This window comes from Streptomyces shenzhenensis (assembly GCF_003688995.1).
In the GTDB taxonomy this organism is placed as follows: domain Bacteria; phylum Actinomycetota; class Actinomycetes; order Streptomycetales; family Streptomycetaceae; genus Streptomyces; species Streptomyces shenzhenensis_A.
Genome location: NZ_PENI01000005.1, coordinates 61565 through 77160, shown reverse-complemented (window position 1 = coordinate 77160; position 15596 = coordinate 61565). Strand labels below are relative to the sequence as shown.

At 73.9% G+C, this 15596-nt stretch carries 11 protein-coding genes; 6 read left to right on the top strand and 5 right to left on the bottom strand.

All coding sequences use genetic code 11. The features are described 5' to 3' along the window. Positions 1-130: 130 nt before the first annotated feature. Entirely contained in the window at positions 131-868 is a 738-nt protein-coding gene (locus tag CTZ28_RS10065) for a (2Fe-2S)-binding protein (RefSeq protein WP_121888952.1), read from the bottom strand. Positions 869-1097: 229 nt separating this feature from the next. On the opposite strand from CTZ28_RS10065, the gene CTZ28_RS10060 reads away from it, so the two are divergent. Further along, positions 1098-2267, top strand: coding sequence for a DMT family transporter (locus tag CTZ28_RS10060; RefSeq protein WP_183154332.1), 1170 nt, complete (start codon positions 1098-1100; stop codon positions 2265-2267). On the opposite strand, the gene CTZ28_RS10055 is transcribed toward CTZ28_RS10060, so the two are convergent. Then, positions 2257-3483 carry a transglycosylase family protein gene (locus CTZ28_RS10055; RefSeq protein ID WP_121888951.1) on the bottom strand — a complete coding sequence of 409 codons (1227 nt, stop codon included), beginning with the start codon at positions 3481-3483 and terminating at the stop codon, positions 2257-2259. The two genes, CTZ28_RS10060 and CTZ28_RS10055, sit on opposite strands and share 11 nt — an antisense overlap. Before the next feature lie 275 nt (positions 3484-3758). Here CTZ28_RS10055 and gndA point away from each other — a divergent pair, with 275 nt between their 5' ends. Then, entirely contained in the window at positions 3759-5198 is a 1440-nt protein-coding gene (gndA, locus tag CTZ28_RS10050) for an NADP-dependent phosphogluconate dehydrogenase (protein WP_121888950.1), read from the top strand. 1188 nt (positions 5199-6386) lie between these two features. Here gndA and CTZ28_RS10040 read toward each other — a convergent pair. Both CTZ28_RS10040 and CTZ28_RS10035 read right to left on the bottom strand, forming a co-directional pair. Next, positions 6387-6731: a GNAT family N-acetyltransferase gene (locus tag CTZ28_RS10040; RefSeq protein ID WP_121888948.1), complete on the bottom strand. Its 345-nt coding sequence runs from the start codon at positions 6729-6731 to the stop codon at positions 6387-6389. A 100-nt stretch (positions 6732-6831) separates the two neighbouring features. Continuing rightward, positions 6832-8709, bottom strand: coding sequence for an ABC transporter ATP-binding protein (locus CTZ28_RS10035; protein ID WP_121888947.1), 1878 nt, complete (start codon positions 8707-8709; stop codon positions 6832-6834). 171 nt (positions 8710-8880) lie between these two features. Here CTZ28_RS10035 and CTZ28_RS10030 point away from each other — a divergent pair, with 171 nt between their 5' ends. The 4 genes from CTZ28_RS10030 (at position 8881) to CTZ28_RS10015 (ending at position 15035) form a co-directional block, all read left to right on the top strand. Continuing rightward, positions 8881-9858, top strand: a complete 978-nt coding sequence (locus CTZ28_RS10030; RefSeq protein WP_398655630.1) for a lysylphosphatidylglycerol synthase transmembrane domain-containing protein — start codon at positions 8881-8883, stop codon at positions 9856-9858. A gap of 366 nt (positions 9859-10224) precedes the next feature. Further along, a complete protein-coding gene (locus CTZ28_RS10025) occupies positions 10225-11322 on the top strand; it encodes a mechanosensitive ion channel family protein (protein ID WP_121888946.1) in 1098 nt (365 codons plus the stop codon). 501 nt (positions 11323-11823) lie between these two features. Next, entirely contained in the window at positions 11824-14043 is a 2220-nt protein-coding gene (locus tag CTZ28_RS10020) for an NADP-dependent isocitrate dehydrogenase (RefSeq protein ID WP_121888945.1), read from the top strand. 194 nt (positions 14044-14237) lie between these two features. Continuing rightward, positions 14238-15035: an N-formylglutamate amidohydrolase gene (locus CTZ28_RS10015; protein WP_121888944.1), complete on the top strand. Its 798-nt coding sequence runs from the start codon at positions 14238-14240 to the stop codon at positions 15033-15035. A 38-nt stretch (positions 15036-15073) separates the two neighbouring features. Here the strand turns inward: CTZ28_RS10015 and CTZ28_RS10010 are convergent, their stop codons facing one another. Continuing rightward, the gene (locus CTZ28_RS10010; protein ID WP_183154331.1) at positions 15074-15595 is read right to left on the bottom strand and encodes a hypothetical protein; all 522 of its coding nucleotides are present in this window, start codon (positions 15593-15595) and stop codon (positions 15074-15076) included. Position 15596: the final 1 nt, after the last annotated feature.

The following is a 15596-nucleotide window of genomic DNA, read 5'->3' as shown; positions in this document are numbered from 1 at the left end:
CCGTCGATGTCCCGGACGGCGCGCAGCAGTTGGGGGCACACCCTCATCACACGTCCGGGGGGTACTGCCGGCTCGGCGGTCCCACGCGCACCCGCGACCCTCGTGCTCTCGCCGGCCGGTCCCCTCGTCGTCACTCGGAGGGGGCGCGCGGTGGCCGGGTGAAGCAGCAGTCGCCGCAGAGTCCGCCGCCGGGGGCCCGGTAGTACAGGCAGCAGCTGCGGCGCCGGAAAGCGGTTCCGGCGAAGGTGCCGGTGCGGCTCAGCAGGGGGTGGGCGAACAGTTCGGCGGTGAGCGCGCGGGCCCGGTCCGCGACCTCGCCGCGGCCGTTGCCGCGCGCCCACCGGTCCAGTTCCCGGGCCGCACCGGCGAGCGCCGAGCCGGCGTTCCCCCACAGCAGGCCCGCGGCGATCCCGTAGCGTGCGCGCAGCGCGTCGCCCAGGGGCCGCAGGTGCGCGTGCAGCACGGCGTCCGTGAGCACGGCGGCGGTCCCGGGCAGGGCGCGCACCTCGGTCAGCCACAGGTCGTCGGGGGCACGGGTGTCCGGGTCCCAGCGCAGCAGTCCCGGGTCGAGGTCGGGGACACGGCCGTACAGGGCGGCGCAGCCGAGCGCCGCCGACCACAGCCGGGCGGCGAGCCCCAGCTGGGCGATGGACGCGCTCACCCGCGGCTCGGGAGCGCGCAGCCGCCGCGCGACGACCTCCACACGGAACGTGAGCGGGGCTCCGTAGACATCCGACCTCGTGTCGGCGTAGGCGTCCGCGAGCGTCGGCAGCCGCCGGACCGGATCCGCCCCGGCGGCTCCGGTGGTGCGCAGGACGAAGAAGCCGCCGAGCGGGCGGAGCGCGGCGAGATCGGGGTCGAGGTCCACGAACAGGAGTAGTAGCAGGTCCGGTGGCGGCGCGGGGCGACCGGGTGTCCGCCCTGCCTCGCCCACCCGTGGGATGACGGGGATCGGACCGTACTCCATCGGCAGTAGGACCCATTGCCTGCTCAGGGACGACGACGGGAAGCCCTCGGACCGGCAGAGTGTTGGGCATGGAAGAAGATCGTTCGCCGCGCCGGGCCCCGGGCCCACACTTCACGCAGAGGAGCAGCTCATGAGTGCCCTCGCGGTGTCCGTGGTGCTCTCGATCGTCTCCGCCGTCGCCTACGCGGGCGGAGCGATCGTGCAGGAGCAGGTGGCGGTGTCCTCCTCCCCCGACGAACGGTACGCGCCGGTGCGCCGGCCGAGCTGGTGGGCGGCGATGGCGCTGAACGGACTCGGCGGGCTGCTGCACGTGGTGGCGCTTGCCTACGGCCCGCTCAGCCTGGTGCAGCCGCTGGGCGCCCTGACCATCGTGTTCGCGCTGCCCATGGCGGCGCTGTTCGTGGGGCGCAGGGCCGGGGGCACCGCCTGGCGCGGCGCGCTCATGGCCACGGTCGGCCTCGCGGGCCTGCTGTCCCTGGTCGGCACGTCCGACGCGCACGCGCCGGACGCCGCCGCGCAGATGGCGGCCGGGCTCGTCACCGGCGGCGCGGTCGTGGCCCTGATGATCGCGGGCCGGGTGGCGCACCGGCACCCCGCGGTGCGCAGCGTGCTGCTCGCGACCGCCTCCGGCATAGCGTTCGGCATGTCCTCCGTGTTCACCAAGACCGTCGCGGGCGACTGGACCAGCGGGGTCGCCCTGGCCGAACTGCCGTCGCTGGCCGTGATCGGGGTGTTCGCGGTCGGCGGCGTGCTGCTGTCGCAGGCCTCGTACCGCGGTGGCGGACTGGCCGCGCCGCTCGCCACGCTGACCGTGGTGAACCCGGTGCTGGCCGCCGCGGTCGGCATCACTCTGTTCGGCGAGACCTTCCGGTACGGCAGCACCGGCACCGTTCTCGCGCTGAGCTGCGGTGCGCTGGCGGCGGGCGGACTGGTGCTGCTGACGACCGAGCGCATCGGGCCCGCCCCGCACCCCGGCGAGCCGCTGCCGGCGACCGGCGCGGCCCCGCTGCCCGTCCCCGTGCTCGCCGGGCCGGTGGCGGGCGGGGAACCGCTGGTGGCGCTGCCGCAGCAGCGTGGCATAGCGGGCCGGGCGGAGCCGGGCCTCGGACCCGGGGCCGCGGAGCAGGTGTTCGGGGCGCCGCCGGGCGGTGCGCGCGGGGGCGACGGCGGAGGGCAGGCGTGGCACGGCGGGCAGGCGTGGGACACGTACCCGCTCTCCGCCCCTTACGGCCCGTTCCACAGCGGCGTCCATGTGCCGCTGCCGCTCCAGAACAGGTGCCGCACGCGGGTCAGATCCTGACGCCGCCGGCCCGGAGGTAGGCGACCGGGTCGATGTCCGTGCCGAATCCGGGCCCGGTCCGCACCTCGAAGTGCAGATGCGGACCCGTGGAGTTCCCGGTGGACCCCGAGCGGCCGATGCGCTGCCCCGCGGTGACCGTCTGGCCGGACTTCACGGAGATCGCCGACAGATGGGCGTACTGCGAGTAGCGGCCGTCGGCGTGCCGGATCACCACCTGGTAGCCGAAGGAGCCGCCCCAGCCTGCCGCGACCACCTGTCCGGCCGCGACCCCCTTGACGGAGGTGCCGGTGGGCACGGGGAAGTCGACGCCGGTGTGGTAGCCCTTCGACCAGTGCGCGCCCGAGGCGTGGTACGGCGTACCGGTGCCGGCGTGCACGGGCGCCACGAGGGCGTGGGCGCCTGCCGACGCATGGGTGCCGCCGGCCGCCTTCTTCGCCTCCGGCGCGGTCTTCTTGGTCTCCGGGGCCTTTTTCTCCTGCGTGGACCTCTTCGTCGGCGCGGACTTCTTCGCCTGCGGGGCCTTCCGCTCCGGTGTCCCGGTGCCGGAGCGGCTCGTGGTCGCCGGGGCCGAGGGGGCGCGCAGGTCGAGCCGCTGCCCGGGCAGGATCAGATCGGGGTCGGAGCCGACCGTGCTCCGGTTGGCCGAGTAGAGCCGCTGCCAGCCGCCCCGTACCCGGTGATCGTCGGCGATGCCGGAGAGCGTGTCGCCGTGCACCACCGTGTACATCCGCGCCGTACCCGCCCGGGACTGCGGCGTGGTCTGCGGCTGTACGTCGCGCACCGGGCTCCGGGCGGGCCGGGTCGTGGCGCTCGCTGTGTGCGTGCCGGGGGCTTCGCCGCCCCGGGTGAGCCCCGCCCGGGCCGAGCAGACCGGCCAGGCGCCGGGCCCCTGCCCGTCGAGCACCTGCTCCGCCACCGCGATCTGCTGGTCCCGGGTGGCCAGATCCGCGCGCGGCGCGTACGCCGTGCCGCCGTACGCCGCCCAGGTGGACTGGGTGAACTGCAGCCCGCCGTAGTACCCGTTGCCGGTGTTGATGCTCCAGTTGCCGCTCGACTCGCAGGCGGCGACCTTGTTCCAGGTGGCCGCGTCGGCCGCGTGGGCGGTTCCGGTGCCGATCAGCGGGATCGCGATGCCGACGCCGCCCGCGGTGGCCGTGAGCGAGGCGCGGTTGATCCTGTTCGGCTGATACCGGCGGTGCCGGCCGCGTACGGCCATGGAGATCCCCCTCGACATACGTCGGAGCGGCAAAGGTAAGCGCCGCGAACAGGCCATGACAAGACGGCAATCGGCCGCCCCGTGTGACAAGTGACCGGGAATCCACCCTCGTTGGAATACGACTGAGGCGGATGGGGCTTGTCATGCGTATGTGCCTGCGCAGCCGGAACGACCAGGACGTGCGGGCGGCGTACCGGCACGTCAGGATGGTCAAGGGGCGATACTGGCGGCACGACCGGCACCACAGATGTTCAGGACGCTTAGGAGCCAACCGAATGAGCACTTCAGCCCAGATCGGCGTCACGGGTCTCGCGGTCATGGGCCGCAACCTCGCTCGCAACTTCGCGCGCAACGGCTACACGGTCGCGGTGCACAACCGGACCGCGACCCGGACCCGGGAGCTGGTGGCGGAGTTCGGCCACGAGGGGGACTTCGTCGCCGCCGAGACGGCCAAGGAGTTCGTGGCGGCGCTGGAGCGGCCGCGACGCCTGGTCATCATGGTGAAGGCGGGCGACCCGACCGACGCGGTGATCCAGGAGTTCGCCCCGCTGCTGGAGCCCGGCGACATGATCATCGACGGGGGCAACGCGCACTTCGCGGACACCCGGCGCCGCGAGCGCGAGCTGCGTGAGCAGGGCATCCACTTCGTGGGCACGGGGATCTCGGGCGGCGAGGAGGGCGCGCTGCACGGGCCGAGCATCATGCCGGGCGGCTCGAAGGAGTCGTACGAACCCCTCGGCCCGATGCTGGAGAAGATCTCCGCCAAGGCACAGGACGGGGCGCCCTGTGTGACCCATGTCGGCCCCGACGGCGCCGGGCACTTCGTGAAGATGGTGCACAACGGCATCGAGTACGCCGACATGCAGCTGATCGGCGAGGCCTACCAGTTGCTGCGTGACGTCGCCGGGTACTCCCCCGCGCGGATCGCGGACATCTTCCGCACCTGGAACACGGGCCGGCTCGACTCGTATCTGATCGAGATCACGGCCGAGGTGCTGTCCCATGTGGACGCGGCGACGGGCAAGCCGTTCGTCGACGTCGTGGTGGACCAGGCGGAGCAGAAGGGCACCGGCCGCTGGACGGTCCAGATCGCCCTCGACCTGGGCGTCCCGGTCTCGGGCATCGCCGAGGCCGTGTTCGCCCGCTCGCTGTCGGGCCACGCCGCGCTGCGGGAGGCCTCGCGGGGTCTGGCCGGGCCGAAGCCGGCCGCGCTCGACGAGGCGGAGGCGGCGGTGTTCGCCGACCGGGTGGAGCAGGCGCTGTACGCGTCGAAGATCGTGTCGTACACGCAGGGCTTCCACGAGATCGCCGCGGGCAGCGCGGAGTACGGCTGGGACATCGACCTCGGGGCGGTCTCCGCCATCTGGCGCGGCGGCTGCATCATCCGGGCGGCGTTCCTGGACCGTATCCGCGCCGCGTACGACGCCCGGCCGGATCTGCCGAGCCTGCTGTCCGACGAGACGTTCGCGCGGGAGATCGCGGCGGCGCAGGACGACTGGCGCGAGGTGCTGGTCGCGGCGACCCGGCAGGGTGTCGCGGCCCCCGGGTTCGCCGCGGCCCTCGCCTACTACGACGCCCTGCGCGCCGAGCGGCTGCCCGCGGCGCTGACGCAGGGGCAGCGGGACTTCTTCGGGGCGCACACCTACCGGCGGGTCGACCGTGACGGCTCGTTCCACACCCTGTGGGGCGGGGACCGCTCGGAGGCCAGCGCGTAGCGCCCCCGGCGGTTCGGCGGGTGACCCCCTGCGGGGCCGCCCACCGGTGCGGCGGGTGACCCCTCGCGGGGTCACCCGCCGCCGTCGTATCAGGCCGGCGGCGAACCCGGTTCCGGGTTCGGCGCGGGCTCCGGGCCGGGTGGGCTCGGGTACGGGGAGGGGTCCGGCGGCGGCTCGGGAGGCGGGACCGGGTGTCGGTTCCGGCGGTATGGCGGGTGACCCCCTGCGCGGTCGCCCGCCGTCGTCATGTCACGTCAGCGGCGAACCCGACTTCGGGTTCGGCACAGGCGGGATCGAGGACGGCGAGGGCCCCGGAGGCAGAGCCGCGGCGGAACGCGAACCGGGTCGCACACCGGAGGCGGGACCGGGTGTCGGCCCCGGCGGGGCGGCGGGGAACCCCCCGCGAGCGTGCCCGCCGTCGCCGTGTCAGGTCAGCGGCGGACCCGATTCCAGGTTCGGCACAGGCGGGATCGGGGACGGTGAGGGCTCCGGGGACAGAGCCGGCGGCGGAATGCAAACCGGGTCGCACACCGGAGGCGGGACCGGGTGTCGGCCCCGGCGGGGCGGCGGGGAACCCCCCGCGAGCGTGCCCGCCGTCGCCGTGTCAGGTCAGCGGCAGAACCGGTGGGCGGTTCCGGCGGGCAGCGGGGGAACCCACGCGGGGTTGCCCGCCGTCGTCATGTCACGTCAGCGGCGGAACGCGAACCGGGCCGGGCGCCGGAGGCGGGACCGGGTGTCGGTTCCGGCGGGGGCGCCCCCGTTGGCGTTCCGGAACGTGACGGCGGTACGGCGGGTGACCCCCCGAAGGGGCGCGTGTCATGTCAGCGGTGGGCCCGGTTCCGGGCTTGGGGTGGGCTCTGGGCCGGGTGGGATGGGGGACGGGGAGGGCTCCGGGGGTGGACCCGGGCGGGGGGCCGGGGGTGGAGTGGGGACCGGGGCGGGCGCCGGGGGCGGTTCCGGGGCCGGCGGCGGCTCGGGGGGCGGGACCGGGCTCGGATACGGGTCCGGCGGCCGGGGGCCCGGACCGGGTGTGGGTCCGGGCGGCACGGGTTCGGGATGCGGATTGCTCATGACGTCCTCCGGCGGGCCACTCGACATCGCCCCTGGACTACTCCCCCGCGTACCCGGCACCACGCCCACCACTCGCCCGGGCCCCCGGTACACCCGCGAGGGTCCGGCGCCCGCAGGTCAGAACCGGCCGGGGTGTGCCGCCAGCCAGAGCTTCGCGGCCCGCAGCAGTTCGCGGTCGGCGGGCGGCGCCTCCTCGGGATGCCGTGCGGCCCACTTCACGACGTACGGGCAGAGCGGGGCCACCGGGACGCCCTCGCGCCCGGCGACGGCGTACAGCTCGCGGGCCAGGGCACCGGCGATGCCCTTCCCCTCGTGCGCCGGTTCCACGACGGTGTGGACGGGGACCAGGGCACGCCCCGGTGACTCCAGGACGAAGTACTCGATGTGGCCGACGACTTCGGCGCCGTCGACCGCTTCGAGCCGGCCTGCCGCCCGGTCGTCGCGGATCTCGATGTCGCTCATGGCTCGCACCCTCCTGCCGCGGTCAGCCGAGCGTAACCCATGGTGATCAGCGGCACGGTGGCGCGGACCGGGGGGCGCACCCCGGCGCCGGGACGCGCGCTCAGCCCGCCGCCGGTTCCGCGGCCCGCCCCTCGAACTGGGTGCGGTGCAGCTCGGCGTACCGCCCGTCCGCCACCAGGAGTTCCTCGTGGGTGCCCCGCTCCACGATCCGCCCGGCCTCGACCACGAGGATCAGATCGGCGGCCCGGACCGTGGACAGCCGGTGGGCGATCACCACGGCGGTCCGGCCCGCCAGGGCCTCGGTGAGCACCTCCTGGACGGCCGCCTCGGAGGTGTTGTCCAGATGGGCGGTGGCCTCGTCGAGGACGACCACGCGCTGCCGGGCCAGCAGCAGCCGCGCGATGGTCATGCGCTGCCGCTCGCCGCCGGAGAGCCGGTAGCCGCGTTCGCCGACCACCGTGTCCAGCCCGTCGGGCAGCGACCGTACGACGTCGTCGAGGCGGGCCCGGGTCAGCGCCTCCCACAGCTCGTCGTCGCCGGCCGTGGGGCGGGCCAGCAGCAGGTTGGCCCGCACCGTGTCGTGGAAGAGATGCCCGTCCTGGGTGACCATGCCGAGGGTGGCCCGCAGCGAGGCCGCGCCGAGGTCCCGGACGTCGACGCCGCCGATCCGCACCGCGCCCCCGTCGACGTCGTACAGCCGCGGCAGCAGCTGCGCGATCGTGGACTTCCCGGCGCCGGAGGAGCCGACGAGGGCCACCGTACGCCCGGGTTCGGCGCGGAAGGAGACGCCGTGCAGGACCTCGGCGCCGGAGCGCGGGTCCAGGGTGGCGACCTCCTCCAGGGAGGCGAGGGAGACCTTGTCGGCGGACGGGTAGCCGAAGCGGACGTCCGCGAACTCGACCGCCACCGGCCCCTCGGGCACCTCCCGGGCGTCCGGGGATTCGGCCAGCAGCGGCTTCAGGTCGAGCACCTTGAAGACCCGCTCGAAGCTGACCAGCGCGCTCATCACCTCGACGCGGGCGCCGGCGAGCGCGGTCAGCGGCGCGTACAGCCGGGTCAGCAGCAGCGCCAGCGACACCACCGCGCCCGGCTCCAGGGTGCCGCGCAGCGCGAGGAAGCCGCCGAGCCCGTAGACCAGGGCGAGGGCCAGGGAGGACACCAGGGTGAGGGCGGTGATGAACGCCGACTGGGCGGTCGCCGTGCGGATGCCGATGTCCCGCACCCGGCCGGCGCGGGCCGCGAACTCCGCCGACTCCTCCTCCGGCCGGCCGAAGAGCTTCACCAGGGTCGCGCCGGGGGCCGAGAAGCGTTCGGTCATACGGGTGCCCATCGCCGCGTCGAGCGCCGCCGCCTCGCGCTGCATCCGGGCCATCCGGCGGCCCATCCGGCGGGCCGGGATCACGAACACCGGGAGCAGGACCAGCGCGAGCAGGGTGATCTGCCAGGACAGGGTGAGCATGACGGCGAGGGTGAGCAGCAGCGTGACGACGTTGCTGACCACTCCGGACAGGGTGTTGCTGAACGCCCGCTGCGCGCCAATGACGTCGTTGTTGAGACGACTGACGAGCGCTCCCGTACGAGTGCGTGTGAAGAACGCGACCGGCATGCGCTGCACATGATCGAACACAGCCGTGCGGAGGTCGAGGATGAGTCCCTCCCCGAGCGTCGCCGAGAGCCGTCTGCCGAGAATGCCGAGGGCCGCCTCGACGACCGCGATCAGGGCGATCAGCAGGGCCAGCCGGACCACGGTGCCGGTGTCCCCGTGCGACACGATCGCGTCGACGACGCGGCCGGCGAGCACCGGGGTGGCGACGGCGAGCAGCGCCGTCACCACCCCGAGCAGGACGTACCGGGCGATGCGGCGGCGGTGCGGGCGGGCGAAGACGGCGATGCGGGAGAGGGTGGCGCGGGCCGGCGGGCGGCGCTCGTGCTCGGCCGTCAGCACGCTGTGCAGCTGGGTCCAGGCCGTGGTCTCCATGCTCATGCACGAGAACGTAGGACCTCAAGCCGCGTTGAGGTCAACAACGGGGGAACAGCGTCCCGCGTCCGGGCTCCGCGGCGTCCCTCCCCCCACCCGCTTCCCGTACGTAAGCCGCCGTCCCCGATCCGGCTACCCGCCGTTGGCGCGGGGCGGAAAACCTCTCCCGATGTGACAGCGGCACACCTCCCCGATCCCCGCGGGGGACGACGTCTCCTGCGGCGCCTCCCCCTCCGCCAGGTCCTGTGCCTGGCCCCGATCGTGCTCGTCACCGTGATCGCGGTGCAGCACCGCTCCGTGCTCGTCGAGGGCTTCGGACATCTGCGGACCGCCTCCTGGCCGTGGCTGCTGGCGGCCGGCGGCGCCACCTGCCTGACCTGGGTGGCGGCCGCGGTGACCCGGCAGGGCGCGGTCGTGCAGCCGCTGCCCAAACGGCGGCTGCTGGCCACCCAGTTCGCGGCGGGCGCGGCCAACCATCTGCTGCCGACGGGGCTGGGTTCGAGCGCGGTGAACCTGCGCTTCATGGCCGTGTGCGGGATCCCGCTCGCCCGTTCGTCGGCCGCGGTCGCGCTGTACCTGCTGGCCGAGTCGGTGGGCCGGGTGGGCCTGCTGGCCGCGCTGCTGATCGCCTTCCCGCACGCGCTGCGGGTGGGCGGTCTGCTGCCCGCCGGGACGCTCGGCCCGCTGCTGCTGATCGCCGGCGCGCTGCTGGCGGTGGCAGCGGGTGTGCTGGTGCTCGTCCGGCGGCTGCGCACGGCCGTGTGGTCCTTCCTCCACAGCGCCCTGGGCGAGGCGCGCTCGGTGCACACGCGTCCGTCGCGGGCGCTGGCCCTGTGGGGCGGGTCGCTGGCCTTCCCGGCGCTCCAGGCCGCCGGTCTCGCCGCGGTGGGGCGGGCGCTGGACCTGCCGGTGGCGCCGGCGCACATGGCGCTGGCCTATCTCGCGGCGACGGTGGCGGTGGCGCTGGTGCCCACGCCGGGCGGCCTCGGGTCCGTCGAGGCCGCGCTGATCGTGGCCCTGGTGGCGGCGGGCGGACCGGTCGCGGTCGCCACCGCGGTGGTCCTGGCCTACCGGATCATCACCGTGTGGGTGCCGCTGGTGCCGGGGGCGCTGACGCTGGGCGCGCTGGTGCGGCTGAAGGTGATCTGAGGCAGAGTCGGCCCTCCGACCCGACGGGGACACGGCCCGGCCGGCGTCCCGGGGAGGAGAACCGTCCGTGCCGGGAACACGACACCACCGTCGTCCTGTCCCGGCCGTCCGTCCACAACGCGGTGGACGGACCGACGGCAGCCGAACTCGGGCGCGCCCGGGGACGCCTGGTGCGGGGCCGCGGGGCCGTCGTCCGCGCGGGCGGTCGCGGTGCGAACTCCCGTGCCGGATACGGCAGGATGAACGAGCGCGGCCGGACCTTCGCACCGTACGGCCGGCGCGCTCGCACATCCCGGACCGAACAGGTGAGAACGTGACGACACATCGCATCCGGCCGTCGGACGCGCGGCGCCCCGGAGGTGACCGGTGAACCGCGCACTCACCGCGCACGATCTGATTCTCGCCGGAATCGCCGTGGGAGCGGGCCTGGTGGCGGCGTTCCTGTCCCGGACGCTGCTGCGCTGGCTCGCCAAGCACGCCAAGCGGACCCGCTGGAGCGGCGACGACGTCGTCGTGGACGCCCTGCGGACCGTCGTGCCCTGGGCGGCGGTCGCGGGCGGGGTGGCCGTCGCGGCGGCCGTGCTGCCGCTGACCCGGACCGTGCGGCACCACACCGACCAGGCGCTGCAGGTGCTGCTGATCCTCGTGGTGAGCGGCGCCGCGGCCCGGGTGATCGCCGGTCTGGTGCGGTCGGTCACCCAGTCCCGGTCCGGTGTCGCCGGTTCGGCCACCATCTTCGTGAACATCACCCGGGTGCTGGTCCTCGCCATCGGGTTCCTGGTGATGCTGCAGACGCTGGGCATCTCGATCGCGCCGCTGCTGACCGCTCTGGGCGTCGGCGGTCTGGCCGTGGCCCTCGCGCTCCAGGACACCCTCGCCAACCTCTTCGCGGGCATCCACATTCTCGCCTCCAAGACCGTCCAGCCCGGCGACTACATCCGGCTGAGCAGCGGGGAGGAGGGCTACGTCGTGGACATCAACTGGCGGCAGACGACGGTCCGCCAGCTCTCCAACAACCTGGTGGTCATCCCCAACGGGCAGCTCGCGAAGACGAACATGACCAACTTCACGCGGCCCGAGCAGGAGTTGACGATCCTGGTGCAGGCGGGGGTCAGCTACGACAGCGATCTGGACCAGGTCGAGCGGGTGACGGGCGAGGTCGTCACGGAGGTGATGACGGAGATCACCGGGGCGGTCCCCGACCATGAGCCCGCGATCCGCTTCCACACCTTCGGCGACTCCCGGATCGGCTTCACGGTGATCCTGGGCGTCGGTGAGTTCAGCGACCAGTACCGGATCAAGCACGAGTTCATCAAGCGCCTGCACCGGCGCTACCGCGAGGAGGGCATCCGCATCCCGGCACCGACCCGCACGGTGGCCCTCCAGCAGGGCACGGTGCTGATCCCCCCACAACGAACCCCGGCCACCGAACCGACCGACCTGCCCCCTGCCCACCACCTCTGACCCCGCCCTGGCCCCGCCTACGGCACCGCTGCCCGCGCGACGCGCCGGACCGGGCCGCAGGGCGGGGATACCGGGAGCGGCTGCCGTGGGCCGCACGCACCCGGACGACCGTCCGGTTGACGTGCTCAGGCACGCGCGGGACGGCAACCGGCGCCGACGTCGACTGCACGGCACGGTGGCCGACGCGGGCGCGGGCAGGCCGCGGGACTCGTACACGGTCTGCCACGTCATCCGCCCCGTAATGAGCGGAGCGCCCGGGCGGGCAACCCGGGCGACCGTCCGGTTGACGTGCTCAGGCCGCTGCGGGACGGTCACCGGCGCTGGCTTCGGCTGCGCGGCACGCCGCCCCGTCGGGAGCGACCGCCTCGCCCCCCTGGCCCTCGGGTCAGGGGCACCGCACGCGCCGTGTCGCAGGGTGGCTTGTCGGGTCCTGTCGAGTCGGGGGCGGGTACGAGATATCTTGATGTCGAGCAATGTTGCAGACGTGGAGCGGAGCACCCGGTGACTGACTCGACCATCATCTACACCTACACAGACGAGGCCCCGGCCCTGGCGACGCATTCGTTCCTGCCGGTGGTCCAGGCGTACGCCTCGCAGGCCGGTGTCGCCGTGGAGACCCGCGACATCTCGCTGGCGGGCCGCATCATCGCCGTCTTCCCGGAGTACCTGACCGAGGACCAGCGCGTCCCGGACGCCCTGTCCGAGCTGGGCGAGCTGGCCAAGGCACCCGAGGCCAACATCGTCAAGCTGCCGAACGTCTCGGCGTCGATCCCCCAGCTGAGGGCCGCGATCGCCGAGCTGCAGGGCAAGGGCTACGCGCTGCCGGACTACCCGGACGACCCGCAGACCGACGAGGAGCGCGAGATCCGCGCCCGCTACGACAAGATCAAGGGCTCCGCCGTCAACCCGGTGCTGCGCGAGGGCAACTCCGACCGCCGCGCCCCCGCCTCGGTGAAGAACTACGCCAAGACCCACCCGCACCGCATGGGCGCCTGGACCTCCGAGTCCAAGACCCACGTGGCCACCATGGACGCCGACGACTTCCGTTCCACCGAGAAGTCCGCGGTGATCTCCGAGACCGGTGCGCTGCGCATCGAGCTCAAGGGCGACGACGGCTCCACCACGGTGCTGCGCGAGTCCGTGCCGGTCCTGGCGGGCGAGGTCGTCGACGCCTCCGTGATGCGCGTCGCCGCGCTGCGCGAGTTCCTCACCGCCCAGGTCGCCCGCGCCGAGGCGGACGGCGTCCTGTTCTCCGTGCACCTGAAGGCCACGATGATGAAGGTCTCCGACCCGATCATCTTCGGCCATGTGGTGCGCGCCTTCTTCCCGAAGACCTTCGCGGCGTACGGCGAGACGTTCGCCGCGGCCGGTCTGACCCCGAACGACGGTCTGGGCGGCATCTTCAAGGGCCTGGAGTCCCTGCCGAACGGCGCCGAGATCAAGGCGTCCTTCGACGCCGAGCTGGCCGAGGGCCCGCGGCTGGCGATGGTCGACTCCGACAAGGGCATCACCAACCTGCACGTCCCCTCCGACGTGATCGTGGACGCCTCCATGCCGGCCATGATCCGCACCTCCGGCCACATGTGGGGCCCGGACGGGCAGGAGCACGACACCCTCGCGGTGCTGCCGGACTCCAGCTACTCCGGCGTCTACCAGGCCGTGCTCGACGACTGCCGCGCGCAGGGCGCCTACGACCCGGCCACCATGGGCTCGGTGCCGAACGTGGGCCTCATGGCGCAGAAGGCCGAGGAGTACGGCAGCCACGACAAGACCTTCGAGATCCCGGTCACGGGCACCGTCCGCCTGGTCGACCAGGCCGGCGACGTCGTCCTGGAGCAGACCGTCTCCGCCGGCGACATCTTCCGCTCCTGCCAGACCAAGGACGCCCCGATCCGCGACTGGGTCAAGCTGGCCGTGACCCGTGCCCGCGCCACCGGCGACCCGGCCGTGTTCTGGCTGGACGAGGACCGCGCCCACGACGCCGTGCTGATCGAGAAGGTCAACACGTATCTGTCGGAGCACGACACCGAGGGCCTGGACATCAGGATCCTGCCCCCGGTCGAGGCCACCAAACTGTCCGTGGAGCGCATCCGGCGCGGCGAGGACACCATCTCCGTCACCGGCAACGTGCTCCGTGACTACCTGACCGACCTGTTCCCGATCCTGGAGCTGGGCACCAGCGCCAAGATGCTGTCGGTCGTCCCGCTGATGGCGGGCGGCGGCCTGTTCGAGACGGGCGCCGGCGGCTCCGCGCCCAAGCACGTCCAGCAGCTGGTCAAGGAGAACTACCTGCGCTGGGACTCCCTCGGTGAGTTCTTCGCGCTGGTGCCGTCCTTCGAGCAGTACGCGAAGACCACCGGCAACGCCCGCGCCCAGGTCCTCGCCGACACCCTGGACCGGGCGACGGCGAGCTTCCTCAACGAGAACAAGTCGCCGACCCGCCGGGTGGGCGGCATCGACAACCGCGGCAGCCACTTCTACCTGTCCCTGTACTGGGCGCAGGAGCTGGCCCGGCAGACCGACGACGCGGAGCTGGCCAAGGCGTTCGCCGGGCTCGCCGAGACGCTCGCCGCCCAGGAGCAGAAGATCGTGGACGAGCTGATCGCCGTCCAGGGCTCCCCGGCCGACATCGGCGGCTACTACCAGCCGGACCGGACCAAGGCCGACCAGGTGATGCGCCCGTCGGCCACCTGGAACGAGGCGCTCGCCGCCCTGAGCTGACCTCCCGCCCGCGGATCCGTCCGCTCCGCCCCGGCCGGCGCACCGCCCGGCCGGGGCGGAACCATGTCCGCCGACGGCAGCCCCCTGCCGTCTCCCGGCCGCCGTCCGGCCGTTCCCGGGACGGCCCGGCGCGTACCGTGGCGTGGGCCGCGGATCGTCCGCCGCACCGCCGACAGCACCCAGGGAGCCCCCGCGTGGATGCCGCCGTACCGTCCTTCGACCTGCTCCCCGGCGCCGCCGGCTCCCCGGTGATCCTGCATGTGCCGCACTCCGCACGGGAGATACCGGCGGCGGTACGCGCGGGCATCGTGCTGGACGACGCCGCCCTGGAGCGGGAGCTGGACGACATCACGGACGCGCACACCGCGGAGCTGGCCGAGGCCGCGGCCGGGCTGGCCCGGGTCACCCCCTGGCGGTTCGTGAACCGGCTGTCCCGGCTGGTGGTCGATCCGGAGCGGTTCCCCGACGAGCGGGAGGAGATGCTCGCCATGGGCATGGGGGCCGTCTACACCGGGACCACCCGGCGGGGGACGCTGCGGCCCGCCGGCACCGATCCGGGGCCGCTGATCGAGCGGTACTTCCGGCCGTACGCGCGGGCCATGACCGAGGCCGTGCGGGACCGGCTCGCCGCGACCGGCCGGGCCGTCGTGATCGACGTGCACTCCTATCCGACCGAGCGGCTGCCCTACGAGCTGCACGGTGACGGGCCGCGGCCGCCGGTCTGTCTGGGCACCGACGCCTTCCACACCGCGGCGGGGCTGGCGGACCTGGCCCGCGCGGCGTTCGCCGAGTGCGGTGAGACGGCGCTCGACAGCCCGTTCGCCGGGGCGTACGTGCCGCTGGAGTTCTACGGGACGGAGCCCCGGGTGGGCGCGTTGATGGTGGAGATCCGCAGGGACGGCTATATGACGGAACCGGGCGGCCCGGCCGGGCCCGGGCTGCACCGGCTCGCGTCCGCGCTCGCCGCCCTGGTGGACGGCGTGGGCCGCTAAACCTCCGCCGGTGCGAGCCCGGCCGGGGTGCTGCCGCGTCAGGCGCGCAGCCACTCGGTCACGACGACGTCGGCGCCGGTGCGCAGCCGCAGCGCGAACGGGCCGGCGGGGCGCGCGCCGCTGGTGAAGCGGCCCAGTTCGTCGACGGGGACCGGGAGCGCCGACTGCGGTCCGCCGAGCACCTCGATCAGCGCCGGCTGCGGCGGCAGCACCTGACCCATCAGCCCCTGCCCGGTGACCTCGACGTCGACGGTCAGCTCGCCCGCGCGGAAGGTGAGCATCCGCGGCGCGTCCGTCGCTCCCCTGATGGGCAGGGCGTCCACCAGGGAGTCGAAGGTCAGCTCGGCGACGCGGGCGTCGAGGTCGTACAGCGCGTAGGCGTCGAGGGCCAGTTGGCGCAGTTCGGTGGGGACGGGGTCGCGGACGGCGGCCGCCCGGCGCAGTTCCTCCTCCAGCAGTCCGTCGTCGAACTCGGCCGCGTCGAAGGTGTCCGCGGCGAGTTCCCGTTCGTCCTCGCCGTGTCCGTCGTGCTCGCCGTGGAGCTCGTTCTCCTCGCGCATG

What these genes read in the sequence shown, in the direction of transcription:
- CTZ28_RS10035 (WP_121888947.1), bottom strand. Translation starts at nt 8,709, where the DNA reads ATGGAGACCACGGCCTGGACCCAGCTGCACAGCGTGCTGACGGCCGAG.
- CTZ28_RS10040 (WP_121888948.1), bottom strand. Translation starts at nt 6,731, where the DNA reads ATGAGCGACATCGAGATCCGCGACGACCGGGCGGCAGGCCGGCTCGAA.
- gndA (WP_121888950.1), top strand. Translation starts at nt 3,759, where the DNA reads ATGAGCACTTCAGCCCAGATCGGCGTCACGGGTCTCGCGGTCATGGGC.
- CTZ28_RS10060 (WP_183154332.1), top strand. Translation starts at nt 1,098, where the DNA reads ATGAGTGCCCTCGCGGTGTCCGTGGTGCTCTCGATCGTCTCCGCCGTC.
- CTZ28_RS10055 (WP_121888951.1), bottom strand. Translation starts at nt 3,483, where the DNA reads ATGGCCGTACGCGGCCGGCACCGCCGGTATCAGCCGAACAGGATCAAC.
- CTZ28_RS10010 (WP_183154331.1), bottom strand. Translation starts at nt 15,595, where the DNA reads ATGCGCGAGGAGAACGAGCTCCACGGCGAGCACGACGGACACGGCGAG.